The organism is Heyndrickxia sp. FSL W8-0423, from assembly GCF_038009395.1.
Classification (GTDB): Bacteria; Bacillota; Bacilli; order Bacillales; family Bacillaceae_C; genus Heyndrickxia; species Heyndrickxia sporothermodurans.
Genome location: NZ_JBBPBE010000001.1, coordinates 3,651,041 through 3,676,662, shown reverse-complemented (window position 1 = coordinate 3,676,662; position 25,622 = coordinate 3,651,041). Strand labels below are relative to the sequence as shown.

The window sequence follows — 25,622 nt, the reverse complement described above, 5'->3', positions numbered from 1 at the left end:
AATAATGATAAAATTCATTAATCAGTAATGCAAAATAGATTACTTTCTTATATAGAAAGGAAAGGTAGTTATGTCAAAAATTATCGCAATTAATGCAGGTAGTTCCTCGCTTAAATTTCAATTATTTGAAATGCCTGAGGAACGTGTAATATCGAAAGGCCTTATTGAACGAATTGGATTGGCAAATTCAATTTTTACTATATCAGTAAACGATGAAAAATATAAAGAAGTCATGGATATTCCAAATCATGAGGTAGCAGTCAAACTTCTTTTGGACAAATTAACCGAATTAAATATCATTCAATCATTAAATGAAATAGAAGGAATTGGTCACCGTGTTGTACATGGGGGCGAAATTTTTAATGATTCCGTCCTTATTACAGAGGAAGTAGTGGAGCAACTAATTAAACTTTCAGATTTAGCTCCACTCCATAATCCGGCAAATATTATTGGAATACAGGCTTGTCATGCAGCATTGCCTAATGTTCCAGCAGTTGCTGTTTTTGATACTGCTTTTCATCAAACAATGCCTGAAAGCTCATTTTTATATAGCTTGCCATATGATTATTATGAAAAATACGGTATTCGCAAATATGGTTTTCATGGAACCTCTCACAAATATGTTTCTCGCCGTGCGGCTGAAATGCTTGGGCGTCCAATTGAACAACTTCGATTAATCTCTTGCCATTTAGGAAATGGAGCAAGTATAGCAGCAATTGAAGGTGGAAAATCAATTGATACGTCCATGGGATTCACACCATTGGCAGGTGTAGCGATGGGAACGAGATCGGGAAATATAGACCCCGCCTTAATTCCGTTTATCATGGACAAAACAGGTAAAACGGCTGATGAAGTATTGGATGTACTTAATAAAAAATCGGGTATGCTCGGTGTTTCCGGATTTTCCAGTGATCTTCGGGACATTGAACAAGAAGCAGCGAAAGGAAATAATCGAGCGGAATTAGCTTTAGAAGTTTTTGCGAACCGAATTCATAAATATATTGGTTCCTATTCTGCAAGAATGTCCGGAGTAGATGCGATTATTTTTACAGCCGGAATTGGCGAAAATAGTGATCTTGTTCGTGCGAAAGTTCTTCACGGTCTAGAATTTATGGGAATATATTGGGATCCAGCGTTAAATAAAATTCGAGGCAAAGAAGCATTTATTAATTATCCACATTCACCGGTTAAGGTACTAGTCATTCCAACGAATGAAGAAGTAATGATAGCAAGGGATGTTGTAAGTTTAATAACAAAATAGTTATGAAAAGGCAAGCCATTTCGGTATTGCCTTTTTTTATTCGTGGCTCTTTCATCTAGGCTGTATGGTATACTTAAGGATAATTATTCCTTATGAAGAGGTGAATTAGATGCAATGGACACAAAGAGATCAGGCTGTTTGGGATCAAGTTCAGATATGGATTGATACGTTGAACGAAGAGAAATCAAATGATTTCACAAATACATATGAAAAATGGATGGATCATGGATTTTCAATGATACCTGATCATATTAAAGAACCTTTTTTTGAAAAACTGGATACATGGCTGTTTCATCTTCACTCTCTTATTCAAAGTATGCAATTTCAAGAAGATGCAAGAAATCGAATATTAAGTACTGCAAGAGTTTTTGATGAGGAGGTAAATACAATTCCAGAAATAAAAAACTTAACGATTGATCAAGTGTCTTATATTGCAGATCAGCATTCTGCGCGTTATCGATTGTATGCCTTCATTCAAGGTGGGATTACAGGGACTGGGAAAACAATCCTTCTTGGTTCAGACTTTCTTGTAATGATTATATTAAATCTTCGAGCTGTTCAAATTATTGCTATGTCTTATGGCTACGATATAAAAACACCTTATGAAATGATGACCTCATTAAAAGTTTTTCATGCAGCAACACTGCCTAAACGATTAAAGGGAAATGCATGGGATCTTTTAGTGCGTGAGTTAGGGGAACAACAATATTTTTATGATGGTACTGATCAAATAACAAGCTATCAGTCGTTAGAAGGGCCATTCAAACAATTAGTTAAAGTATATTTTATTTCCTTATTTCAAAAGGAAAAAGATTCTAAATGGACATTTATACCATTGCTAGTTGGTGCAGGTGCAAACTATCTATTTTCCAGAAAAGTTACTGATTTCGCTGATAAATATTATAAATTCCGTTATTTACAGGATAAAGGATGGGAGAAATGAGTATTTTCGCACATAAACAAGCTTCGCCAACTAGTATTTATTGTGGAATCATTACTGTAAGTGACACGAGAACAGCAGAAACAGATAGAAGTGGTCACCTGATGATGGATTTATTAAAGTGTCATGGTCATTCAATCAATTTCTATCAAATAGTAAAGGATGATCAACATTTAATAAAAGACGCGATTAAGAAAATAGCGGATATTGACGGGATCAAAGCGATTTTAATAAATGGGGGAACGGGAATCGCAGCAAAGGATGTAACTATTGAAACAGTTTCGTCCCTTTTTGAAAAAAAGGTAACGGGATTTGGTGAACTTTTTCGGTATTTAAGCTATACGGAAGATATCGGACCTGCTGCGATGTTATCCCGTGCTACAGCAGGGACGTACAAAAATAAAATTATTTTCGTTACACCTGGTTCAACAGGTGCTGTACGGTTAGCTATGGAGAAACTCATCTTGCCGGAATTAGGTCACATCGTATATGAAATTGAGAAAGACAGAAAGTAAGAAAACCCTTCTTATGTTCCAATTTATGGTTTGTATATCTAAAAACAGATTTCGAACAATAGTAAATATAGGAAGGGGGCACTATTTTGAAAAAACAAGATCGTGAAAAAGAAATTATTTATAATGAGCAAGGCATCAATCAAACAACTAATCAAATTATGGGAGCATATGCGAGCGGTGTAGTTGACCAACCAGATGGACAATTTCACATTTATGATCAGGATGAGGAAGCATAGAAGGTAAAAAAGAGGAATCAGCAATTGCTGATTCCTTTAATTATTTCACAATTTGCAATGATTTTGGATAGGCGGTTAAAATTTCAACACCGTCTTTAGTCACGAATACATCATCTTCGATACGAACCCCTGCTACATTTGGTACATAGATTCCAGGTTCAATAGTAAACACCATTCCTTCTTGAATGAGTAGTTCATTTGTATTTGTTATTGAAGGATATTCATGCACACCAATTCCTAACCCATGGCCAAGTCGGTGTGGAAAATAATCTCCATACCCAGCATCAGAAATAATATTTCTCGCAATCATATCTAATTGCTTTGCTGTTATTCCAGGCTTAACGGCTTTAATTGCTTCCTCTTCCGCTTGTAAAACGATATTGTAAATTTTTTCTTGGTCGTCATTTGTATGATCATAGGCTACTGTACGGGTAATATCAGAGCAGTATCCTTCATAAACGACACCTAAATCAAATAGGACTAAATCGCCTTTTTTAATTTTAGTTAATCCGGGATTCCCATGGGGAGAAGCGGCATTTGTACCAGTTAGCACCATTGTTGAAAAGGACATCTCAGAAATTCCTTTTTTCTTTAATTCGTACTCAATAGCTGCAATAATATCTAGTTCGGTTTTTCCTTCTTTTATTTCGTTAACACCAACTTGCACAGCAAAATCCGCGAATTCAGCTGCTTTTTTCAGGATTTCCTTTTCCTTCTCATCTTTAATTAAACGCAATTGACGAAGCTTTGCTTCTGCTGCAACGAATTTCGCACCATTAAAATGTTGAAGTAATAACTCATATCTTTCAATATTCATATGCTCTTTTTCTACCGCGATTGTTTGAATCTCATTTGTCCGTTTTTTAACTTGCTTTTCAAGTACTTCCCAAGGATTATCAGTATCTGAGCATCCAATGATTTCGTATTCCCAACCCGACGCTTTCGCATCAGTTACATCAAGTGCCGGGCAGATCATAAATGGTTCCTGATTTGGGAAAACAGCAATGCCAAGTAATCGCTCATGAGGATCACTTAGAAAACCACTGAAATAAAAAACATTTTCAGGGGCGGTGACAAATGCAAAATCAATCGTTTCTTGTTGTAGCCAACTAGTTAATTCTTGTAGTCTTTTGTTCATTTTTTTTCATCTCCTAATTGGGTATATATAAAGAATATCAGAATATACCTATCGTTTCTAATTTCTAGTATGGAAAACAAATAAAAATTACTTTTAAACAGATACCAAAAGGGGTATTTTGTATTGGAAAGAGGAGTTTTGGATTTTATATTGAATATGGTTGATAAACTATTTTTTTTTAAGGAGAGATATAAAAATGAAAGTATCTTATCATGGACATTCTATAGTAAAAGTAGAAACAAACGGAAAAACAATTCTGTTTGATCCGTTTATTAATGGTAATTCTCAAACTGATTTAAAAGTCGAGGAAGAGAAGCCTGATTATATTATTTTAACCCACGGTCATAACGATCATGTAGGTGATACTGTGCAAATTGCAAAACAAAGCGGAGCAGTAGTTATTGCTAATAATGAAATTGCAGATTATTTAAGCTGGCAAGGTTTAAACACCCATCCGATGCATATTGGAGGATCTTTTGAATTTGAATTCGGTAAGGTGAAGTTAACCCCTGCATTTCATGGCTCAGCATTAGTCACAGAAAATCAAGAGATTATTTATTTAGGAATGCCAACAGGTGTGTTGCTAATGGTTGAAGGGAAAACGATTTACCATGCAGGTGATACAGGATTGTTTTCCGATATGAAATTAATCGGTGAGCTTCACCCCATTGATCTAGCGTTTTTACCAATTGGTGATAACTTTACGATGGGACCGGAAGATGCTGCAATCGCTGCAAAATTTTTAAATGCCAAAACCGTTGTACCGATTCATTACAATACCTTTCCATTAATTAAGAAAGACCCACATCAATTCATTGATTTACTCGAAAAGAAAAATGGCAAGGTAATGAGTGCGGGTGAATTTATTGAATTATAACGAAAATGATACATCTGTTTAAAAGCAGATGTATTTTTGTGTTGGAATTCAATATAAGAGCATACAATAATACAAGCTTAAATACTGGAGGGAGTCCAATGAAAAATAGATATTTACTATGTATCTTATTAACCGCATTAATGCTCTATTATGCTTTACCTCATTTAGCTTTTTCTGTTCAACATGAGGCCGGTATTTTTTCCATTGCTTGGCTTGGTTTAGCTTTGCTTGTTTTTGCCGGCAATCTTACAGCGTGGCTTTATGCACCGAAAAAACAGCGAGCAAATAAAAATGTAGATAAACCGTTACCAAAACGTGTAAAGTCACATAATTAAGGAAGAGTCGTTAATAATTGAATTGTCAGGCTCCTCACCTTATAATAAATCTAACGAAAAAGTCGCGAAAAGGGTGAAGAGCTTGGCAACTAAACATGAACAAATACTTGAATACATCGATCACCTCCCCATTGGAGAGAAAATTTCCGTAAGACAAATTGCCAAGGCTTTAAATGTGAGTGAAGGAACGGCATATAGAGCAATTAAAGATGCTGAAAATAAAGGCTATGTTAGTACAATTGAACGAGTAGGTACGATTAGGATTGAAAGTAAGAAAAAGAATAATATTGAAAAACTGACATTTGCGGAGATTGTAAATATTATCGATGGACAGGTGCTTGGAGGGAAAAAAGGGTTACATAAAACATTAACTAAATTTGTTATCGGTGCAATGAAGCTGGAAGCGATGATGAAATACACGGGTGCAGGGAATCTATTAATCGTTGGAAATCGGACGAAAGCTCATGAACTGGCGCTTAGAGCTGGAGCAGCTGTGTTGATCACCGGTGGCTTTGATACTGAGGACGAGGTGAAAAAGCTGGCGGATGAATTAGAATTGCCGATTTTGACTACCAGCTATGATACGTTTACAGTTGCAACGATGATTAATCGCGCGATTTATGATCAATTAATTAAAAAGGAAATTATTTTAGTAGAAGATATTTTTACCCCAATAGACAAAACAGCTTATTTAATGATTCATGATCAAATAAGCACATGGTATGAAAAAAATAGAATCACTTCCCACAGCCGCTTTCCAGTTGTTGATCAAGGAATGAAAGTCGTTGGAATGGTCACTTCAAAAGATATAATAGAATTTGATCAGCACTTAACGATTGAAAAAGTAATGACAAAAAATCCGATATCCGTAGGTTTAAAGACAAGCGTGACTTCCGCTGCACATATGATGATCTGGGAGGGAATAGAGGTACTTCCGGTTGTTGATGACTATCATCGGTTATTTGGGATTATAAGCAGGCAAGATGTATTGAAGGCGCTGCAAATGACGCAACGACAGCCTCAAGTTGGCGAAACGATTGATGATATCATTACTACACAAATAGAGACAGCAGCTGAAACTGCTGAAAAAGAAAGTTATTTTTTTGAGGTTACTCCACAAATGACGAATCCGCTTGGAACAATTTCATATGGCGTTTTTACTACGCTTGTTTATGAAGCGGCAACCCGAAAATTGAAGAAACAAAAAAAGGGTGATATCGTTATTGAAAATATGACGATTTATTTTATCAAACCTGTTCAAATTGAAAGCACAATCGAAGTTGTTCCTACGATTCTCGAAGCGGGTAGAAAGTTTGGGAAAATTGATGTAGAAGTATTTAATCAAGGCCAGCTCGTTGGAAAAGCATTGTTAATGTGTCAATTAATAGATAAATAAAAAAAGCCATTCATTGGCTTTTTTATTAATTAATGTTGTTTCATTTCTTCTAATTCTTTAATAACGTATGGTCGGTAAAATCGCAGTGATTTTATTCCGGCCCAAACGCTAAAGAAGCCTAGGATAATAAAAATTGCACCGATAATATAGGTAATGGTTGATGGATGAAGAAACAATTGATTAATACCGAATAAACCAACGAAAAGTCCTAATGAAATCCCTGATTTTCCTGATAAATATTTTCGCTCCATTGGCAATGGGCTTCTTACAAATTTTATTTTATAGAATACATAGAATGACAATGATAATATAATGAAAAACACTACTATAGGCAAAATGTTCCCTCCAAATATAATATTCAACATTGTTTACATTGTAACGAGTTTTATATGAAAAAGCTACAAAGTTAATATGACAAATTAAAGAAGGTGTGAACTTATGAAGGATAAAATACTAGAAACAATAAAACAATATGAGACAATTATTGTTCATCGCCATGTTCGCCCAGACCCGGATGCTTACGGGTCACAAGGGGGATTAGTAGAAATTTTGCGTACTTCCTTTCCAAATAAACAAGTGTATGCTGTTGGTAAGCCCGATCCTTCACTTGAGTTTTTAAAAAAACTCGATGTAATCTCGGATGAAACCTTTCATGGAGCACTCGTTATTGTTTGCGATACGGCAAATGAAGAAAGAATATGTGATCGTCGCTATTCTTTAGGTGATAAGCTAATTAAAATTGATCATCACCCGAACGAAGATGCTTATGGTGATCTACTTTGGGTAGATACGACGGCATCATCTGTGAGTGAGATGATTTACGATTTCTATTTATTTGGTGCTGATAAAGGGCTAAAAATGAATGATGAAGCAGCACGATTGATTTATGGTGGTATCGTTGGGGATACAGGAAGATTTTTATACCCAAGCACGACGCAAAAAACATTTGATTACGCAGGGGAGTTAATCAAATATTCGTTCGATCGAAATGAATTATATGACAAATTGTATGAGCTAGATCCAAAAGTGATTAAATTACAAGGATATGTTTTGCAAAACTTTAAAATGTTTGAAGATGGTGCGGCAGTTGTGAAACTAAGTGCGGACATTCTTAAACAATTTGAAGTCATTCCTTCAGAAGCCTCATTACTTGTAAGTTCATTAGGGAATGTCCGAGGAATGAAAGCGTGGTGCTTCTTTATTGAAGAAGAGGACCAAATTAGGGTTCGATTACGCTCAAAAGGACCAGTTATCAACCAAATTGCAAAAAAATATAATGGCGGGGGCCATCCATTGGCTGCAGGTGCCTCTATTTATTCTTGGGATGAAGCCGAACATGTAATAAACGATTTAAAGGCTGTTTGCAAAGACTAGAGTTTATGCTCTAGTCTTTAATTCAGCCTTAATTCGAGTTCGATACTAATCGTTGTGTAAAAAATCATTGATTTTATGACATATCTATATGGACGATTATTAAATTTTACTGTCTTATTTTCAATTGCTTTTATTATTAACTCTTTATTTTTAACTGTATTGTTTAAGTCATTTGCAATTAATGATTTCAAGTCTTCCTTCACCTTATTCTCCGCTTCAATTTTACTTTGTAAATCGATATTATACTTTTCAAAGTCTGTTATTTTCACTTGTACATTTTGAATAATTAAGAGCTCCGCATTTTTTCGATTTAACTCTTTATACTCATCTTGCCAAATTTTTATGTCTTGTTTTAAATTATCGATTGTTTCTTGTTGGAATTTTATTTTCTTTGCATGTTTTTCCTGCATAACACCATACATAAATAAAAAGACAAGCCAACTAATACAGCCGCCGATAACGATGCCGGCAATGAATCTTTGCCATGAAGGACGATGATACAATGGTGGAATTCTCATTGGATTTCCTCCTGTGTTAACCATAGTATGATAAGCGCTGCAGTATTCGCCCCTCCCATTGCCGATAAGATTAATAGAAATTGTTTAAATAAATCTTTGATTTCTCCATTCAAAAAGCCTTTTTCAAAGCTATATACTGTATCAAATGTCCCGCCGATGGCTGCAATAATGGCCCAAATCCGCAAATTTTTTGAAATCTTCGTAATCCCCGTTAAAACTTGTTCTCCAGTGATAAATGTTGCCAAGCCGGCCCCAATTAAAGACCCGCCTATCATTACACCGAAGGCGATAAAAAAACTATTAAAAAAGGCAGGGAAGAATGCTTCGTCCATTGAAATCACTCCAAACTGTATAACCATTCACTATTAATATATATGGGACAACTAACGCTGATATGTAATGGAATCCGAAAAAATAAAAGTTAATATGGGAACGTATTTTCTTTTTTCTAATGGAGGTCTTATAATATGTATAAAGATTTCAATTGAAAGGTGGGAAGAGAATGTCATTTGTCCATTTACAAATAACAACTGCATATAGCTTATTATCTAGCACTATCTCAATTAAAAAACTAGTTGAAAAAGCTAAAGAGCTTCAATATCATACATTGGCTATTACCGATCGAAATGTACTTTACGGTGTCATTCCGTTTTATAAAGAATGTATAAAAAATCAGATTAAGCCAATTATCGGATTAACAATAGATGTTATCAGTGAAATGGATAAAGAAACATCTTATCCACTCGTTCTATTAGCTAAAAATACAACGGGATATAATAACTTATTAAAACTTTCAAGTACAGTCCAAACAAAATCACCAAATGGTATTCCGATAAAATGGTTAAAAGGGTACCATAAAGGGTTATTTGGCTTTACACCCGGAATAAATGGCGAAATTGAACAGTATTTATTGCGCGGAGAAGAAGAAAAAGCTGAAAAAATCGCAACTATTTTTAAAAATATTTTTGAAGAGGATTCTTTCTATTTTTCTATACAGAATCATCAGCTTCCTGAAGAAAAGATAATAGAAGAAAAGCTCGTTCACCTTTCAAAAAAATGCAAGATAAAACTTATCGTTACGAATGATGTGCAATATTTGGAAAAGAGTGACAGCTTTAGTCATGAATGCTTACTTGCTATCAATGAAAATAAGAAACTTAGTGATGATGATCGAAAAAAACTTCCTTCAGAAGAATATGATTTGAAAGATAAACAAAGTATGGTTGAAGCGTTCTCCGAACATATAAACGCATTAGAAAATACAGTACTTGTAGCAAATTCGTGTCAATTACAAATTGAAATGGGGAGAAAACTTCTTCCAAAATTCCCATTACCACCGGGAGAAACCTCTGACCAAGCATTAAAGGAATACTGTGAACAGGGATTGCGAGAAAGATTTGATCACCCAGAACCGATTTATTGGGAACGTTTATCTTATGAATTAACGATAATTAATCAAATGAAATTTAGTGATTATTTCCTTATTGTTTCGGATTTTATGAAATTTGCCCGTAATAACGGAATATTAACTGGTCCCGGACGAGGTTCAGCAGCTGGCTCTCTTGTCGCCTATGTATTAAAAATTACGAATGTCGACCCAATTGAACACGACTTACTTTTTGAACGCTTTTTAAATCCTGAGCGAATTACAATGCCCGATATTGATATTGATTTTCCTGATCATCGCAGGGATGAGGTCATACAATATGTAACTGAAAAGTATGGGCAATTACATGTAGCACAAATTATTACGTTTGGAACATTTGCTGCTAAAGCTGCGGCAAGAGATGTCGCTAGGGTATTTGGCTTTAATACAAAGGAATTAGAGCAATTGTCAAGGATGATTCCAAGTAAACTCGGTATAACATTAAAGCAAGCGTTTAAGGAATCAAAGAAACTTCAGGAATTTGTTGGAGAATCTGAATTACATCAAAAACTTTTTCAAACAGCATTAAAAATTGAAGGAATTCCACGTCATGTTTCAACACACGCAGCAGGTGTCGTCATCAGTGAAGAACCACTAGTTAACCTTATCCCCATCCAAGATGGACATACAGGTAGTTATTTAACACAATATCCAATGGACATCTTAGAAGAGATTGGCTTATTAAAGATGGATTTTCTAGGTCTACGGAATTTATCGCTAATTGAACGGATCATAACAAGTATTCAAAAAGGTACTGGCAGTAAAATAAATATCGATCAAATTCCTTTAGATGATGAAAAGACCTATCAATTATTAAGTGAAGGAAACACAACAGGTGTTTTCCAGTTAGAATCGGAAGGGATGCGAAGTGTTTTAAAAAGGTTAAAACCAACTGATTTTGAGGATATTGTCGCAGTTAATGCGCTTTATCGTCCCGGTCCAATGGAAAATATCCCTTTATACATCGATCGAAAACATGGAAAAGAAATGATACAGTATCCACATCAAGATTTAGAACCAATTCTAAAGAAAACGTATGGCGTTATCATATACCAGGAGCAAATTATGCAAATTGCCTCAAGAATGGCTGGTTTTTCGTTAGGAGAAGCGGATTTACTTCGAAGGGCTGTAAGTAAAAAGAAGAAAGATGTGCTAGATCATGAAAGGATTCATTTTGTAAAAGGGGCTATTAATAATGGTTATAACGAGAAAACAGCCAATGAAATATACGATTTAATTGTCCGATTTGCTAACTATGGATTTAACCGAAGCCATGCGGTTGCCTATAGCTTTATCGCATACCAACTCGCATATTTAAAAGCTCATTTCCCGCTATATTTTATGGCTTCATTATTAACATCAGCTATTGGAAATGCAGATAAAATTGCACAATATATACGAGAAGCGAAACAGATGAATATTCAAGTGCTTCCACCATCTATTAACAAAAGTCATTACTTTTTTAAAGTGGAAAAGGGTGCCATCCTCTTTAGTTTAGCGGCGATAAAAGGGCTAGGTGGTGTAGCACTAAAGGATATTTTACATGCAAGAGCATCGAAGCCTTTTAGTGATTTATTCGACTTTTGCATTCGAACGACACATCTTTCTATTAATCGGAAAACGATTGAAAATCTAGTGTTTTCCGGAGCGTTTGATGAGTTTCAGGTTGATCGTGCAACACTTTTGGCAAGTATTGATGTAGCCTTGCAGCATGCTGAACTCGTCAATCCAAGTGACAATATGGAAGACTTATTTTCTGATGATGAATTTTTTCAAATTAAACCAAAGTATGTGGAAATGGAACCAATTAGTATTATCGATAAACTTTCTTTCGAAAAACAAGTACTTGGACTGTATCTATCAGACCACCCTATTCGTCCATTTCAAGATTTAATTAACAATTATACGAATGACACGATAATTTCTATTTCTAATCATCAAAAACACGTGAAACTAGGAGTTTACTTAAATGAAGTAAAAACCATCCGTACAAAAAAAGGGGAACAAATGTGTTTCGTTAAAATTAGTGATTCCAGTGGTGAAATGGAAGGGGTATTATTTCCGAAAAGTTATCGACAATACAGTAGGTTATGTAAACAAGGGCAAGTAGCACTACTTGAAGGAACGGTTGAAGTAAGAAATGATTCAACACAATTAATTATACAAAAAATGATCGATATGAAAGATTTAGAAGACGCCAATAAGAAACTTTTTCTTCGTATTCCATATTTGTTTCAGTCCCATGAAAGTTTAAGGCGTATTAAGGAAATCATTCAATCACATCATGGTAGTGTTCCTGTTATTTTATTTTATGAACATACGCAAACAACGATTCAGCTTCCTAGACTGGATTGGGTCAATCCTTCTAATCAATGTTTAGAGGAGCTAATCCGTTTATTAGGTGAGCCAAATGTGATTTTGCAATAGGATTCTATTCTTTAATAATATCTTAAATTCTGAAAAACAACTTTAATATTTTTTTCACTAAAAAGGGAAATATGTTATATTATTTAATAGACCAATGTGGTCAGACCACCTAATTGTTTATCGTTTGTAGTAAAAAGGAGTGGAAACTTTGACTTTGCGAGAAGAAGCGCTACATATGCATCGTATAAATAAAGGAAAACTAGAATCTAAATCAAAAGTTACCGTAAGAAATGCAAAAGATTTAAGTTTAGCATACTCACCGGGAGTAGCAGAACCATGTAAAATGATCTATGACAAACCTGAAACTGTATATGAATATACGATGAAAGGCAATATGGTTGCTGTTGTAACCGATGGAACGGCTGTTTTAGGATTAGGGAATATTGGACCGGAGGCAGCGTTACCTGTTATGGAAGGAAAAGCAGTATTATTCAAAAGTTTTGCCGGTGTTGATGCGTTTCCTATCTGTTTGAATTCAACGGATGTAGATAAAATTGTTGAAACGGTTAAACTGTTGGAGCCTACTTTTGGTGGTGTAAACTTAGAAGATATTGCTGCACCAAATTGTTTTGAGGTCGAAGAAAGACTGAAAAAAGAAGCGAATATTCCTGTTTTTCACGATGATCAGCATGGAACGGCGATCGTAACTGTTGCAGGTCTTGTTAATGCATTAAAACTCGTCGGTAAGAAAATGTCTGAAATAAAAGTAGTTGCCAGTGGTGCCGGAGCAGCCGGAATTGCCATTATTCGTCTCCTTTACCATTACGGTGTACGCGATATCATTATGTGTGATTCAAAAGGGGCTATTTTTGAAGGTAGAACTTTCGGAATGAATGATATCAAATCCGAAGTGGCGAAATACACAAATCGTGAGCGTAAAGAAGGAGCCCTTGCAGATGTCATTGAAGGCGCCGATGTATTTATTGGTGTTTCAGTAGCAGGTGCATTAACAAAAGAAATGGTAGAATCGATGAAAACAGATGCCATTATTTTTGCTATGGCAAATCCGGATCCGGAAATTATGCCGGACGATGCAAAACAAGCAGGTGCGAAAGTGATTGGGACAGGTCGTTCCGACTTTCCTAATCAAGTAAATAATGTTCTTGCTTTTCCTGGAATTTTCAGGGGAGCATTAGATGTTCGAGCAACACATATTAATGAGGAAATGAAAATAGCGGCTGTTGAAGCAATTGCTGAATTAATAAGTGAAACTGAATTAAACGCTGATTATGTTATCCCACGTCCTTTCGATCCACGTGTTGCACCTGCAGTAGCAGCGGCTGTTGCAAAAGCAGCAATGGAAACAGGTGTTGCGAGGATAAAAGTCGACCCCGAAGAAATTAGAGAAAGAACAAAGAGACTTGCTATTATTGGAAAAGGTGAGTGATTTGTTCGGTGAACAAAAATATAAGCAAAACGAAGGTATATCTTGAAATTGTCGACCAAATTCGTCAAATGATTTATGAAGATGGATTAGTTTCAGGTGATAAACTTCCTTCTGAGCGTGAACTCTCGGAGCGTCTCAAAGTTGGACGCTCCTCTGTAAGAGAAGGTCTGAGGGCTTTAGAGTTACTAGGCTTGATCGAAACTCGCCGAGGAGAAGGTACATTTCTCCGGGATTTCACAGACCATCATTTAGTTGATTTATTAAGTACGTTTATATTACAAGATGATAAAGTGAAAAATGATGTGAAAATAACGAAAGAACTAGTTGAAAAGGATGCAATAAGATTAGTAATTAATAATTTGGATCGTCCATCTATTGAATTGATAAAATATAAATTAGAACAAGGCGACCTTACATTAGAAGATGATTTTTTTCTTGAAATTGTACAACTTTCAAATATCCATCTTCTTTTTAAAATTTGGTTATTATTAAAAGAATATGCATCACAATTAAATGGTTCTCGCGAAATTAAGGATATAAAACCATATTTACAATTACTACATACAATAGTAGAAGAAAATTTGCCTTTATCATTGCAATTTTATGATGACTTAAAAAATATGTCGAAGTAAATACGACAAACTTTAGCAATATTTTCGTTCATCTTCAATTATATTGGACAAGAAGAATCTATTTATAAAAAATATTCTAAGCTATTTTGTGGTATCAGCCTTTTAAAGGAGGATTTACTTTTGCTGAAAGATTTTTTTACTAAACCAAAGAAAAGAAAGTATGCTACAATACCATCGGAAGCTGCTAAGCATGATGTGCCTGAAGGCATTATGTCAAAATGTCCAAACTGTCGTAAAATCCTATATACGAAAGAGCTTCAAAAAAATTTAAAAGTGTGTAATCATTGCGGTTATCATCATCAAATGAATGCATTTGAACGAGTAGAAAGCTTTATAGATGAAGGAACTTTTCAAGAATTTGATCGTCAGCTACTATCGGAGAACCCTCTAAATTTCCCTGATTATCTTGAGAAATTACAAAAAGATCAACAAAAAACAAATATGAATGAAGCTGTTTTAACTGGTAGTGGAAAAGTGAATGATCATCAAGTTGTTATTGCTATCATGGATTCAACTTTCCGTATGGGAAGTATGGGATCAGTTGTAGGTGAAAAAATTACAAGAGCAATTGAGGAAGCAGATAAACTGAGTGTGCCGTTTATTATTTTCACAGCTTCCGGTGGAGCAAGAATGCAAGAAGCCGTTCTGTCTTTAATGCAAATGGCGAAGACAAGCGCGGCATTAAAACGTTTTAGCGATAATGGGGGTCTCATTATTTCTATTATGACTCACCCAACTACCGGTGGTGTGTCAGCAAGCTTTGCTTCCTTAGGTGATTATAATTTTGCCGAGCCGGGAGCATTAATAGGCTTTGCTGGAAGAAGAATTATAGAGCAAACTGTTCGTGAAGAGCTTCCCGAAGATTTTCAGACTGCTGAATTTTTGTTAAAGCACGGACAACTGGACGCCGTAATTAACCGATTAGACTTAAAGGGAACAATTACGACAGTACTAGAAATTCATGAGCAAGTAGGTGAGTTGCCATGGTAAATGAGTTGGAATTTGAAAAACCATTAAGCGAGCTTCAGAAAAAAATCGCTGAGCTAAAAGAGTTTACAAAAAACTCAGATGTTGATTTATCAGATGAGATTGAGAAACTAGAGACTAGATTAAAAAAATTAGAAGTTGATATTTACGAAAATATGCAACCATGGGACCGAGTACAAATAGCTAGACATCCAAATAGACCTACAACATTGGACTATATCCCTTATCTATTTTCTGATTTTATTGAGTTGCATGGTGATCGTTTTTTTGGCGATGATGAAGCGATTGTTGGCGGTATCGCAAAATATAAAGGTCTTCCAGTAACGATTATCGGACAGCAACGGGGAAAAGATACGAAGGAAAACATCCGTCGTAATTTTGGGATGCCCCATCCTGAAGGCTATCGAAAAGCACTTCGTTTAATGAAGCAGGCGGATAAATTTAATCGCCCAATTATCAGTTTTATCGATACGAAAGGCGCTTTTCCAGGGAAAGCTGCTGAAGAAAGAGGAATTTCAGAATCAATTGCCAAAAACTTATTTGAAATGGCTGGTCTCAAAGTACCTGTAATCTGTATCGTTATCGGTGAAGGGGCTAGTGGAGGAGCACTTGGTATCGGTGTAGGAAATCATATACACGTCTTAGAAAATTCTTGGTTCTCAGTCATTGCTCCGGAGTCAGCTGCAACGATTTTGTGGAAAGATTCATCCCAAGCAAAACGGGCAGCAGATATTATGAAAATTACTGCTCCTGATTTGAAAAAATTAGGTGTTATAGAAGAAGTAATTCCGGAAGTAAAAGGTGGCGCTCATAAAGATGTTGCTACCCAAGCCGAGTCTATTGACCATGTGTTGGAAAAATCACTAAAAGAATTAGTTGGTTTATCTGCTGAGGAACTTATTGAGCAGCGCTATAATAAATATCGAGTTATAGGAGAGTTTACTGAGTTAAAGGATATCGCAGAAATTTCAAAATCCTGATATCGATAATTGAGTATTAAACGAGCAATCGGACGAATCCGATTGCTTAGTTGTTTTTCCTTTTCCTTTAAAACAGTTATTGTTTGTGGACTTACTTATAAAATGATATTTTAGAAATATTAACTAGTACTCTTGTCGATAATATTGTTATAATTATAATTTTTGATTTAAGTGAGTACGATTTTACATATTAGAAATTTTGAGGTGACTATAATGAAACGTATTGGTGTTTTAACTAGCGGTGGAGATGCGCCGGGAATGAATGCGGCTATTCGTGCGATTGTTCGTAAAGGTATTTATCATGGATTAGAAGTGTTTGGTGTTTATAACGGCTATAGCGGCCTAATTAATGGGAAAATAGAAAAACTTGAGGTAGGATCTGTTGGTGATATTATTCATCGTGGAGGAACAATGCTCCATTCGGCTCGATGTCTAGAATTTAAGACACAGGAAGGGCAGCAAAAAGGTATCGAGCAAATGAAAAAATTCGGGATTGAAGGTTTAGTCGTTATAGGTGGAGACGGTTCTTATCAAGGCGCAAAGGCTTTAACAGAACACGGCTTTCCATGTGTTGGGGTTCCGGGAACAATTGATAATGATATCCCGGGAACTGATTTTACGATTGGTTTTGATACAGCGATAAATACAGTGTTAGATGCGATTGATAAAATTCGTGATACTGCTTCATCACATGAAAGAACGTTTATAATTGAGGTAATGGGCAGGGATGCAGGGGATATCGCTCTTTGGTCCGGATTAGCAGGTGGTGCTGAAACAATTCTAATCCCTGAAGACAATTATGACATGAATGAAATTGCGGAACGTTTACGAAAAGGGAATGACCGTGGAAAGAAGCATAGTATTATAGTTGTTGCTGAAGGTGTGAAAAGCGGTAATGAATTTGCGAAAGAATTAGAGGAAGCAACTAATTTTGATACGAGGGTTTCCGTTTTAGGACATATTCAACGCGGCGGATCTCCTACTGCTAGCGATAGAGTTCTAGCAAGCAGACTTGGGGCAAGAGCTGTTGAATTATTATTGGAGGGTAAAGGTGGAAGAGCTGTTGGAATCGAAAATAATCAGCTCGTCGACTATGATATCCTTGAAATTTTAGGAACACCGCATAAAGTCGCTTTTGATATGTATCGTCTATCAAAGGAATTATCAATTTAAGCTTAAAGATTTGTTAAACGCACTGTTGCTTGTATTCAACAGCGAAGTTAAAAAAAGGGAGTAATTAACATGAAAAAAACAAAAATCGTTTGTACCATTGGTCCTGCAAGTGAAAGTATAGAAATGTTGGAAAAATTAATGAAAGCCGGAATGGATGTAGCTCGATTGAATTTTTCCCACGGTAGTCATGAGGAACACGAAGCAAGAATTAAAAACATCCGCACAGCAGCGGAAAACACAAATAAAACGGTAGCTATTTTACTAGATACAAAAGGTCCGGAAATCCGCACAAATGATATGGAAAATGGAGCAATTGAGCTTTGTGAAGGAAAAAACGTTACGATTTCAATGGAGGAAGTTTTAGGAACAAGCGAAAAGTTTTCTATCACATATGAAGGCCTTATTAACGATGTTGATAAAGGATCGAAAATCCTTCTAGATGATGGTCTAATTGAATTGGAAGTTACTTCTATTGACAAGGACAAAAAAGAAATTAACACGAAAATAATGAATAGTGGTGTATTAAAAAATAAAAAAGGTGTTAATGTACCAGGAGTATCCGTTAATTTACCTGGGATTACAGAAAAAGATGCGAGCGATATTTTATTCGGAATTAAACAAGGCGTTAATTTCATTGCTGCTTCTTTCGTTCGTCGTCCTTCAGATGTGTTGGAAATTAGACAATTATTAGAAGAAAATAATGCTTTACATATCCACATTATTCCTAAGATCGAAAACCAAGAAGGTGTTGATAATATTGATGAAATCTTGGCAGTTTCTGATGGTCTAATGGTTGCCCGCGGTGATTTAGGGGTTGAGATTCCAACAGAAGCAGTTCCTCTTGTTCAAAAGGAATTGATAAAAAAATGTAATGAACTAGGTAAACCAGTAATTACCGCAACCCAAATGCTTGATTCAATGCAAAGAAATCCACGACCAACAAGAGCAGAAGCAAGTGATGTAGCAAATGCCATTTTTGATGGTACAGATGCCATTATGCTTTCAGGAGAAACTGCTGCAGGGTCCTATCCTTCAGAAGCTGTTCAAACGATGTATAATATTGCTATTCATGCTGAAAAAGCGTTAAATCACAGTGCGATTTTAGGGGAACGTAGTAAAAATAGTGATCACAAAATGACTGATGCTATTTGTCAATCCGTCGCACATACGGCGATAAATTTAGATGTAAATTCCATTATTACACCGACGGAAAGTGGTCATACTGCACGGATGATTTCAAAATACCGTCCTAAAGCACCGATTATTGCTGTAACATCGAATGAATCGGTATGTTTAAGTCTTGCATTAGTATGGGGAGTGTATCCTAGAATTGGACAAAAAGTAGAAACAACCGATGAAATGTTAGAGCTAGCTGTTCAAGAGGGCTTAAATACAGAAATTGTGAAGCACGGGGATTTAGTTATTATCACAGCGGGAGTACCGGTAGGTGAGGCAGGAACAACCAATTTAATGAAAGTTCATGTAGTTGGAGATATTGTTGCTAAAGGTCAAGGTGTTGGCAGAAAATCTGCATACGGTAAAGTAGTGACTGCCAAAAATGCTAATGATGCAAAAGCGCAAATTGTGCCCGGGTCAGTCCTCGTTACTTATGGTGTAGATAAAGACATGGTTCCGTTATTGAAAAAATGTACAGCACTCATTACTGAAGAAGGTGGTTTAACTAGTGATGCTGCTGTAGTTGGTATAAATTTAGGCATTCCGGTAATTGTTGGTGTGAAAAATGCTACGAATTTATTTACAAATGGACAAGAAATTACAGTAGATCCTGTACGTGGGGTTATCTACAATGGACATGCTAGCGTGTTATAATTTTACATTCTAAAAAGAAAAACGGTGTGAACTCACACCGTTTTTCTTTTTAGTCAATACGTTTTTCCGGTTTTCCAACGATAAATTCCCATATGTCTCGAAATACATTGGCTTTATGTAATGTAGTAATGATGACAAGGGAGACCGGTCCAAGAATTAATCCGAGAAAGCCGACAAGTTTAAAGCCAACAAACAATGCGACTAAAGTAGCAAGTGGATTAAGTCCAATATTTGAGGACAAAATTTTTGGTTCCATCATTTGTCTTTGTACAACTACAACTGTATAAAGTACCCCTAAACCAATTGCAAGTGGAATATCCCCCGAAATCGCTTCGTAAATAATCCAAGGAATGAACACAACTCCGGTTCCTAAGTATGGAAGGATATCAACAATACCACTCACCAAAGCAATCGTAATGGCATAATCTACCCTTAAAATCAAAAGCCCAATTAATACGATAACTAAAGTAATGGAGATTAAAGTTAGTTGTGCTTTAATAAAACCGAACAATGCTTTTTTTAGATCATGTAGAACTGTTCTTCCACTTTTCATCGCACGATCAGGGAGAAACTTACTGCTCATTCTGGAAAGTCGATACCAATCTTTGCTAATAAAGAACGTAGCAAGTAATGAGAATACAAGAACTGTAGCGGCATTTGGAATCCATGAAACGAGAGCTGGAAGCTTTAAGAAAAAGTTTTGCAGGAAACTTCCGGCACTTGTAGCTATTTTTTGCCCTGCCGTTTGGATATTATTTATAATGGTATCCTGCTGTCCAACATCAAGACTTTTAAATAAACTGGCAGCTTGATTGTAGAGAGGAATTACCTGTCCGGCAATAAAGTTTTCCACAAACTCAACTAATGTATTAACATGCTTAGGAACAACATCTGCTAAATAATTTGTTCCGGAGACAATCTCGGCAATTAATAAAGTTATTAATCCTATAAATACACCAATTATTAAAATTATGGATATAATAACGGCGAGTGTGCGAGGAAGTTTTGCCTTATGAGATAAAAAATTTACTAAAGGATTAATCAGAAAGGCAATAGCAATGGCAATTAAAAAAGGGTAAGTAACTTTTGATACGAAATACAAAAGAATCGCGCCAACTATTACAATGCCTATAACTATTAAAAATCGAATGGTACGATATATATACTCAGGATTCAAACTTTCCCCTCCCATCTTTTAGTTTAATTTTACATGGAGTCGCTAGGAAAAAAAAGCTAAATGATAAACTTTTTCCAACAATACACATTGAAAGAAAGGATGTATTAAAAATGGTTCAGTCTTACCTTTTTCTAATATTATTACTGATTATTGGTTTGATTGCTAAAAATCAATCGTTAATGATTGCGATTGCTGTATTACTCATCTTAAAAATAATTGGAATCGATCAAAAAATGTTTAGTTTTATCCAATCGAAGGGTATAAATTGGGGAGTAACTGTTATTACTATCGCTGTGCTTGCACCAATAGCCAGCGGGCAAATTGGGTTTAAAGATTTGCTTGAATCATTGAAATCGCCATATGCTTGGATTGCTCTTGCCGCGGGTATGGCTGTAGCACTTATCGCTAAAAACGGTATTACTCTGTTAACGCAAGATCCACATATTACAGCAGCACTTGTACTAGGAACAATTCTAGCAGTAGCGGTTTTTAAAGGTGTGGCAGTTGGCCCATTGATAGGCGCCGGCATTGCTTATATGGGAATGAAGGTAGTTGAATTATTTACACAATAAATATTCAATTTACAGCGAAAAATTATTTGAGAATAAAAAACAAAACAATAAAATATTTGCAAAAAAATGTAGAATTTTATTATACATACTTACTAGATTTGATTATAATAAAGGATGAAAGCGAATAAATATTAGTCCTTTAAATGGACAAGTTTTTAAATTATATTATAATAGGATATGTGTGACCGTTTGCATTTGTTTTTACATAATGAGCAAATGCTTTAAATCGAATAGGCTTCGGTTTAAAAACTAATCTTTTTATATCATACCGCTGCTCAAATAAAAGAAATTGTTAAAGGAGAGATGATCATGACAGCAACAAAAGGTCTTGAAGGTATTGTAGCAACTACGTCATCAATAAGTTCAATCATCGACGATACCCTTACATATGTAGGATACAATATTGATGATTTAGCGGAAAATGCTAGCTTCGAGGAAGTAATCTACTTACTATGGCATCTTAAATTACCAAACAAAAAGGAATTAGATGAATTAAAACAACAATTAGCAGACAATATGGAATTACCTAAAGAAGTGTTGGAAAGCTTTAAAACGTATCCTATTAATCAAGTTCATCCAATGGGTGCATTACGGACAGCTGTATCAGCACTTGGTTTATACGACGAAGAAGCAGATGTGATGGAAGAAGCAGCAAATTATCGTAAAGCAATCCGTTTACAAGCAAAAATGCCTGCTATTGTAGCTGCATTTTCACGTGTACGTAAAGGACTAGAACCAGTTGCACCACGAAAAGACTTAGGTTTTGCTGCTAACTTCCTTTATATGTTAACCGGCGAAGAACCTGAAGCTATTGCTGTTGAAGCGTTTAACAAAGCACTAGTATTGCATGCGGATCATGAGCTTAATGCATCTACATTCACTGCACGTGTTTGTGTTGCAACCCTTTCGGATGTTTATTCCGGTGTAACAGCAGCAATCGGAGCTTTAAAAGGACCTTTACACGGTGGAGCAAATGAACAAGTTATGAAAATGTTAACTGAAATTGGTTCAGTTGATAATGTTGATGCTTATATTCATGAAAAACTTGCTAATAAAGAGAAAATTATGGGATTCGGTCATCGCGTATATCGTAAAGGGGATCCTCGTGCGAAACACTTAAAAGAAATGTCTGAAAAATTAACAAAACTTACCGGTGAACCACAATACTATGAAATGTCTACAAAGATTGAAGATATTGTAACATCGGAAAAAGCACTGCCACCAAATGTTGATTTTTACTCTGCATCTGTATACCATAGTTTAGGTATTGATCATGATCTATTTACACCAATATTCGCAGTAAGTCGTGTTTCCGGATGGTTGGCACATATACTTGAACAATATTCAAACAATCGCTTAATCCGTCCTCGTGCTGAATACACTGGCCCAGGAATGCAAACTTACGTGCCAATTGAAAAACGTTAATTAAAGATATTTACAAATCCGAAAATAATTGTTCTAATAAATGATGTAGTTTGTGCGCTTTTAATTCGAACTGGAGGGAAAGAAATGTCACAAGGTGAAAAAATTACAGTAGAAAATGGCGTTTTAAAAACACCAAACAATCCAATTATTCCATTTATCGAAGGGGATGGAACAGGTCCTGATATTTGGGCAGCTTCTCAAAGAGTTCTTGATGCAGCTGTTGAGAAAGCGTATAAAGGTGAACGTAAAATTGAATGGAAAGAAGTATATGCTGGAGAAAAAGCATTTAACAAAACTGGCGAATGGCTTCCATCTGAAACTTTAGATGTTATCCGTGAATATTTAATTGCCATTAAAGGACCTCTAACAACACCAGTTGGCGGCGGAATTCGTTCTTTAAATGTTGCTTTACGCCAAGAACTTGATCTTTTTGTATGCTTACGTCCTGTACGTTATTTCGACGGTGTACCATCTCCGGTAAAACGTCCTGAAGATACAGATATGGTAATCTTCCGTGAAAATACTGAAGATATTTATGCAGGTATTGAGTACAAAGAAGGTTCAGATGAAGTTAAGAAAGTTATTGACTTCCTTAAAAACGAAATGGGTGTTAATAAAATTCGCTTCCCTGAAACATCAGGTATCGGTATTAAACCAGTTTCAAAAGAAGGAACCGAGCGCCTTGTACGTGCTGCATTAAATTATGCAATTAAAGAAGGTCGTAAATCTTTAACACTTGTACATAAAGGCAATATCATGAAATTCACTGAAGGTGCCTTTAAAAACTGGGGTTATGAATTAGCTGAAAAAGAATTCGGTGATAAAGTATTCACTTGGGCACAATACGATAAAATTAAAGAAGAACAAGGCACAGAAGCTGCAAATAAAGCACAATCAGATGCTGAAGCTGCTGGTAAAATCATCGTAAAAGATTCGATTGCTGATATTTTCTTACAACAAATTTTAACACGTCCACGTGAATTTGATGTAGTTGCTACAATGAACCTAAACGGTGATTATATTTCTGATGCGTTAGCTGCACAAGTTGGTGGTATCGGTATTGCACCAGGAGCAAACATTAACTATGAAACAGGACATGCTATTTTCGAAGCAACACATGGTACAGCTCCTAAATATGCTGGTCTTGATAAAGTAAATCCTTCTTCTGTTATTCTTTCCGGCGTTCTTTTACTTGAGCACTTAGGTTGGAACGAAGCGGCTAACTTAATTACAAAGTCAATGGAAAAAACAATTGCATCTAAAGTTGTAACATATGACTTTGCTCGTTTAATGGACGGTGCTACAGAAGTGAAATGTTCTGAATTTGGAACTGAATTAATTAAAAATATGTAAAGCTAATAACACAGCCTGACAACAGGCAGATGAAATTGCCGGCTGATAGATTGTATTCTTTCACCGGCAATTTTTTTTAGGTGCTAAAGTCTTCATTATATAATATCTAGAGGGGGACATAACAATGGCAATGAACAGAAAAAAGATCTCAGTAATCGGCGGTGGTTTCACAGGAGCTACTACAGCATTTTTGTTAGCACAAAAAGAACTTGGTGATGTAGTACTTGTTGATATCCCACAAGCAGAAAATCCAACAAAAGGGAAAGCACTTGATATGCTTGAGGCAGGTCCGGTTCAAGGATTTGATGCAAATGTTATTGGTACTTCTAATTATGAGGATACAAAAGATTCTGATGTTGTTGTTATAACCGCTGGTATTGCCCGGAAGCCAGGGATGAGCCGCGATGATTTAGTTCAAACAAACCAAAAGGTAATGAAAAGCGTTACACAAGAAATAGTAAAATATTCTCCTAACTGCTATATCATTGTTTTAACTAATCCGGTTGATGCCATGACATATACAGTATTTAAAGAATCTGGTTTTCCTAAAAACCGTGTAATTGGTCAATCAGGTGTTCTTGATACTGCCCGTTTCCGTACCTTTGTAGCCCAAGAACTTAACATTTCAGTTAAAGATGTAACCGGTTTCGTTTTAGGTGGACATGGAGATGATATGGTTCCTCTAGTACGTTACTCATATGCGGGAGGAATTCCTTTAGAAACTTTGATTCCAAAAGATAGTCTTGATGCAATTGTTGAACGGACACGTAAAGGTGGAGGAGAAATTGTAAATTTATTAGGTAACGGGAGCGCTTATTATGCCCCTGCTGCTTCATTAGTTGAAATGGTTGAAGCCCTAGTGAAAGATCAACGCCGTGTTCTCCCTTCTATTGCTTATTTAGAAGGTGAATATGGATACGAAGGAATTTACCTTGGTGTGCCTACAGTACTAGGTGGAAATGGAATTGAAAAAATTATTGAATTGGAATTAACTGCAGAAGAAAAAGCTGCATTAGACAAGTCTGTTGAATCCGTACAAAATGTAATGAAAGTTTTAGCATAATTGCTATTAGGTCAAACCACACTTTTGGTTTTGACCTAATTTTTTTGTGCAACAAAATAAAGCGTGCTATGATAGGAGTATGTCTTGCAACTGGTTACGAAAAAAGGGGAGTGCTGTGGATGCTGTTAGGGAAAAAGCGAAAACTTGGGAGAAAAATCGAGCAAATATCTGTAGGGGAAAAACTAATATTAACCGAAAATATTGAAGATAAAGATTTACTTTTATATTTAGGATTAACGAACGATGCCAATCCACTTTACATTCAACACGACTATGCCACACAAACACCATATGAAAAACCGATCGTACCTACAATTATGTTAACAGGTATTATCACATCCGCTATTTCTAAATATTTACCCGGACCGGGATCACATATAATAAAACAACAGCTGAATTTCCAAAAACCAGTCTATCACTATACATCAATTCAATTTCTATTCGAAGTCATTGCGGTAAATCATGAGCAGCATACGATAGATGTTTTTGTTGAAGCAAAAAATGAATCCAATGAAACAGTTATTAGTGGAAATATCACAGTTTGTCCGCCACATCGAATGGAAATGTTAAATGAAAAAGTATTAGATAATTTTTAAAATG

At 35.7% G+C, this 25,622-nt stretch carries 25 protein-coding genes; 20 read left to right on the top strand and 5 right to left on the bottom strand.

The features are described from left to right. Positions 1 to 70: 70 nt before the first annotated feature. The 4 genes from MKY81_RS18820 to MKY81_RS18805 all read left to right on the top strand — a co-directional run bounded on the left by MKY81_RS18820 (position 71) and on the right by MKY81_RS18805 (position 2,952). Complete coding sequence (locus MKY81_RS18820) at positions 71 to 1,261, top strand: acetate kinase (RefSeq protein WP_066226909.1); 1,191 nt, start codon at positions 71 to 73, stop codon at positions 1,259 to 1,261. A gap of 109 nt (positions 1,262 to 1,370) precedes the next feature. Then, complete coding sequence (locus MKY81_RS18815) at positions 1,371 to 2,204, top strand: EcsC family protein (RefSeq protein WP_341118531.1); 834 nt, start codon at positions 1,371 to 1,373, stop codon at positions 2,202 to 2,204. Beyond that, positions 2,201 to 2,716 carry a MogA/MoaB family molybdenum cofactor biosynthesis protein gene (locus MKY81_RS18810; protein WP_108070302.1) on the top strand — a complete coding sequence of 172 codons (516 nt, stop codon included), beginning with the start codon at positions 2,201 to 2,203 and terminating at the stop codon, positions 2,714 to 2,716. The genes MKY81_RS18815 and MKY81_RS18810 overlap by 4 nt, the downstream gene beginning before the upstream one ends. 86 nt (positions 2,717 to 2,802) lie before the next feature. Beyond that, positions 2,803 to 2,952 carry a hypothetical protein gene (locus MKY81_RS18805; RefSeq protein ID WP_160331406.1) on the top strand — a complete coding sequence of 50 codons (150 nt, stop codon included), beginning with the start codon at positions 2,803 to 2,805 and terminating at the stop codon, positions 2,950 to 2,952. 40 nt (positions 2,953 to 2,992) lie between these two features. On the opposite strand, the gene MKY81_RS18800 is transcribed toward MKY81_RS18805, so the two are convergent. After that, entirely contained in the window at positions 2,993 to 4,090 is a 1,098-nt protein-coding gene (locus MKY81_RS18800) for a M24 family metallopeptidase (RefSeq protein WP_327990375.1), read from the bottom strand. A 196-nt stretch (positions 4,091 to 4,286) separates the two neighbouring features. On the opposite strand from MKY81_RS18800, the gene MKY81_RS18795 reads away from it, so the two are divergent. From MKY81_RS18795 to MKY81_RS18785, 3 genes are all read left to right on the top strand, one after another. Beyond that, positions 4,287 to 4,967 carry a metal-dependent hydrolase gene (locus MKY81_RS18795; protein WP_066226922.1) on the top strand — a complete coding sequence of 227 codons (681 nt, stop codon included), beginning with the start codon at positions 4,287 to 4,289 and terminating at the stop codon, positions 4,965 to 4,967. Positions 4,968 to 5,065: 98 nt separating this feature from the next. Beyond that, positions 5,066 to 5,302 carry a hypothetical protein gene (locus tag MKY81_RS18790; protein WP_066226925.1) on the top strand — a complete coding sequence of 79 codons (237 nt, stop codon included), beginning with the start codon at positions 5,066 to 5,068 and terminating at the stop codon, positions 5,300 to 5,302. 82 nt (positions 5,303 to 5,384) lie between these two features. After that, entirely contained in the window at positions 5,385 to 6,698 is a 1,314-nt protein-coding gene (locus MKY81_RS18785) for a CBS domain-containing protein (protein WP_108070306.1), read from the top strand. Between the two features lie 29 nt (positions 6,699 to 6,727). Here the strand turns inward: MKY81_RS18785 and MKY81_RS18780 are convergent, their stop codons facing one another. After that, on the bottom strand, positions 6,728 to 7,033 hold the full coding sequence (locus MKY81_RS18780) for a YtpI family protein (protein ID WP_066226931.1): 306 nt from the start codon (positions 7,031 to 7,033) through the stop codon (positions 6,728 to 6,730). 103 nt (positions 7,034 to 7,136) lie between these two features. On the opposite strand from MKY81_RS18780, the gene MKY81_RS18775 reads away from it, so the two are divergent. After that, positions 7,137 to 8,072 (top strand): DHH family phosphoesterase, encoded by a 936-nt coding sequence (locus tag MKY81_RS18775; RefSeq protein ID WP_107919902.1) that lies wholly within the window; start codon positions 7,137 to 7,139, stop codon positions 8,070 to 8,072. A 17-nt stretch (positions 8,073 to 8,089) separates the two neighbouring features. On the opposite strand, the gene ytrI is transcribed toward MKY81_RS18775, so the two are convergent. Both ytrI and MKY81_RS18765 read right to left on the bottom strand, forming a co-directional pair. Further along, on the bottom strand, positions 8,090 to 8,590 hold the full coding sequence (gene ytrI, locus MKY81_RS18770) for a sporulation membrane protein YtrI (protein ID WP_066226936.1): 501 nt from the start codon (positions 8,588 to 8,590) through the stop codon (positions 8,090 to 8,092). Further along, positions 8,587 to 8,922, bottom strand: a complete 336-nt coding sequence (locus MKY81_RS18765; protein WP_066226942.1) for a YtrH family sporulation protein — start codon at positions 8,920 to 8,922, stop codon at positions 8,587 to 8,589. Before MKY81_RS18765 ends, ytrI begins: the two co-directional genes overlap by 4 nt. 170 nt (positions 8,923 to 9,092) lie before the next feature. Between MKY81_RS18765 and dnaE the strand changes: the two genes are divergently transcribed. The 7 genes from dnaE to pyk all read left to right on the top strand — a co-directional run bounded on the left by dnaE (position 9,093) and on the right by pyk (position 19,432). Continuing rightward, positions 9,093 to 12,443, top strand: a complete 3,351-nt coding sequence (gene dnaE / locus MKY81_RS18760) for a DNA polymerase III subunit alpha (RefSeq protein WP_341118530.1) — start codon at positions 9,093 to 9,095, stop codon at positions 12,441 to 12,443. A gap of 148 nt (positions 12,444 to 12,591) precedes the next feature. Continuing rightward, positions 12,592 to 13,830 carry an NAD(P)-dependent malic enzyme gene (locus MKY81_RS18755; protein WP_066226948.1) on the top strand — a complete coding sequence of 413 codons (1,239 nt, stop codon included), beginning with the start codon at positions 12,592 to 12,594 and terminating at the stop codon, positions 13,828 to 13,830. An 8-nt stretch (positions 13,831 to 13,838) separates the two neighbouring features. Next, positions 13,839 to 14,462, top strand: a complete 624-nt coding sequence (locus tag MKY81_RS18750; protein WP_066226950.1) for a FadR/GntR family transcriptional regulator — start codon at positions 13,839 to 13,841, stop codon at positions 14,460 to 14,462. A gap of 120 nt (positions 14,463 to 14,582) precedes the next feature. Continuing rightward, the gene (accD, locus tag MKY81_RS18745) at positions 14,583 to 15,452 is read left to right on the top strand and encodes an acetyl-CoA carboxylase, carboxyltransferase subunit beta (RefSeq protein ID WP_066226952.1); all 870 of its coding nucleotides are present in this window, start codon (positions 14,583 to 14,585) and stop codon (positions 15,450 to 15,452) included. Further along, positions 15,446 to 16,429: an acetyl-CoA carboxylase carboxyl transferase subunit alpha gene (gene accA, locus MKY81_RS18740; RefSeq protein ID WP_341118529.1), complete on the top strand. Its 984-nt coding sequence runs from the start codon at positions 15,446 to 15,448 to the stop codon at positions 16,427 to 16,429. The genes accD and accA overlap by 7 nt, the downstream gene beginning before the upstream one ends. Positions 16,430 to 16,642: 213 nt before the next feature. Further along, positions 16,643 to 17,602: a 6-phosphofructokinase gene (gene pfkA / locus MKY81_RS18735; RefSeq protein ID WP_066226957.1), complete on the top strand. Its 960-nt coding sequence runs from the start codon at positions 16,643 to 16,645 to the stop codon at positions 17,600 to 17,602. A gap of 69 nt (positions 17,603 to 17,671) precedes the next feature. After that, positions 17,672 to 19,432, top strand: a complete 1,761-nt coding sequence (gene pyk / locus MKY81_RS18730) for a pyruvate kinase (RefSeq protein ID WP_108070313.1) — start codon at positions 17,672 to 17,674, stop codon at positions 19,430 to 19,432. 49 nt (positions 19,433 to 19,481) lie between these two features. Here pyk and ytvI read toward each other — a convergent pair whose 3' ends face one another. Then, positions 19,482 to 20,609, bottom strand: coding sequence for a sporulation integral membrane protein YtvI (gene ytvI, locus MKY81_RS18725; protein ID WP_108070315.1), 1,128 nt, complete (start codon positions 20,607 to 20,609; stop codon positions 19,482 to 19,484). Between the two features lie 110 nt (positions 20,610 to 20,719). On the opposite strand from ytvI, the gene MKY81_RS18720 reads away from it, so the two are divergent. The 5 genes from MKY81_RS18720 to MKY81_RS18700 all read left to right on the top strand — a co-directional run bounded on the left by MKY81_RS18720 (position 20,720) and on the right by MKY81_RS18700 (position 25,618). Then, positions 20,720 to 21,181, top strand: a complete 462-nt coding sequence (locus tag MKY81_RS18720) for a DUF441 domain-containing protein (RefSeq protein WP_066226967.1) — start codon at positions 20,720 to 20,722, stop codon at positions 21,179 to 21,181. 309 nt (positions 21,182 to 21,490) lie between these two features. Continuing rightward, the gene (citZ, locus tag MKY81_RS18715) at positions 21,491 to 22,606 is read left to right on the top strand and encodes a citrate synthase (RefSeq protein ID WP_066226970.1); all 1,116 of its coding nucleotides are present in this window, start codon (positions 21,491 to 21,493) and stop codon (positions 22,604 to 22,606) included. 84 nt (positions 22,607 to 22,690) lie between these two features. After that, positions 22,691 to 23,959: an NADP-dependent isocitrate dehydrogenase gene (gene icd, locus MKY81_RS18710; protein ID WP_066226973.1), complete on the top strand. Its 1,269-nt coding sequence runs from the start codon at positions 22,691 to 22,693 to the stop codon at positions 23,957 to 23,959. A gap of 124 nt (positions 23,960 to 24,083) precedes the next feature. Then, complete coding sequence (mdh, locus tag MKY81_RS18705; RefSeq protein WP_108070319.1) at positions 24,084 to 25,022, top strand: malate dehydrogenase; 939 nt, start codon at positions 24,084 to 24,086, stop codon at positions 25,020 to 25,022. Between the two features lie 122 nt (positions 25,023 to 25,144). Then, on the top strand, positions 25,145 to 25,618 hold the full coding sequence (locus MKY81_RS18700; RefSeq protein ID WP_115943915.1) for a MaoC/PaaZ C-terminal domain-containing protein: 474 nt from the start codon (positions 25,145 to 25,147) through the stop codon (positions 25,616 to 25,618). Positions 25,619 to 25,622 lie beyond the last annotated feature (4 nt).

Bases quoted from the DNA above. Each gene is read 5' to 3' on its own strand.
- MKY81_RS18800 (WP_327990375.1), bottom strand. From the start codon at position 4,090: ATGAACAAAAGACTACAAGAATTAACTAGTTGGCTACAACAAGAAACG.
- MKY81_RS18765 (WP_066226942.1), bottom strand. From the start codon at position 8,922: ATGGACGAAGCATTCTTCCCTGCCTTTTTTAATAGTTTTTTTATCGCC.
- icd (WP_066226973.1), top strand. From the start codon at position 22,691: ATGTCACAAGGTGAAAAAATTACAGTAGAAAATGGCGTTTTAAAAACA.
- pfkA (WP_066226957.1), top strand. From the start codon at position 16,643: ATGAAACGTATTGGTGTTTTAACTAGCGGTGGAGATGCGCCGGGAATG.
- accA (WP_341118529.1), top strand. From the start codon at position 15,446: ATGGTAAATGAGTTGGAATTTGAAAAACCATTAAGCGAGCTTCAGAAA.
- MKY81_RS18815 (WP_341118531.1), top strand. From the start codon at position 1,371: ATGCAATGGACACAAAGAGATCAGGCTGTTTGGGATCAAGTTCAGATA.
- MKY81_RS18720 (WP_066226967.1), top strand. From the start codon at position 20,720: ATGGTTCAGTCTTACCTTTTTCTAATATTATTACTGATTATTGGTTTG.
- MKY81_RS18810 (WP_108070302.1), top strand. From the start codon at position 2,201: ATGAGTATTTTCGCACATAAACAAGCTTCGCCAACTAGTATTTATTGT.
- pyk (WP_108070313.1), top strand. From the start codon at position 17,672: ATGAAAAAAACAAAAATCGTTTGTACCATTGGTCCTGCAAGTGAAAGT.
- MKY81_RS18820 (WP_066226909.1), top strand. From the start codon at position 71: ATGTCAAAAATTATCGCAATTAATGCAGGTAGTTCCTCGCTTAAATTT.
- MKY81_RS18790 (WP_066226925.1), top strand. From the start codon at position 5,066: ATGAAAAATAGATATTTACTATGTATCTTATTAACCGCATTAATGCTC.
- dnaE (WP_341118530.1), top strand. From the start codon at position 9,093: ATGTCATTTGTCCATTTACAAATAACAACTGCATATAGCTTATTATCT.
- ytrI (WP_066226936.1), bottom strand. From the start codon at position 8,590: ATGAGAATTCCACCATTGTATCATCGTCCTTCATGGCAAAGATTCATT.
- citZ (WP_066226970.1), top strand. From the start codon at position 21,491: ATGACAGCAACAAAAGGTCTTGAAGGTATTGTAGCAACTACGTCATCA.
- MKY81_RS18795 (WP_066226922.1), top strand. From the start codon at position 4,287: ATGAAAGTATCTTATCATGGACATTCTATAGTAAAAGTAGAAACAAAC.
- mdh (WP_108070319.1), top strand. From the start codon at position 24,084: ATGGCAATGAACAGAAAAAAGATCTCAGTAATCGGCGGTGGTTTCACA.
- MKY81_RS18775 (WP_107919902.1), top strand. From the start codon at position 7,137: ATGAAGGATAAAATACTAGAAACAATAAAACAATATGAGACAATTATT.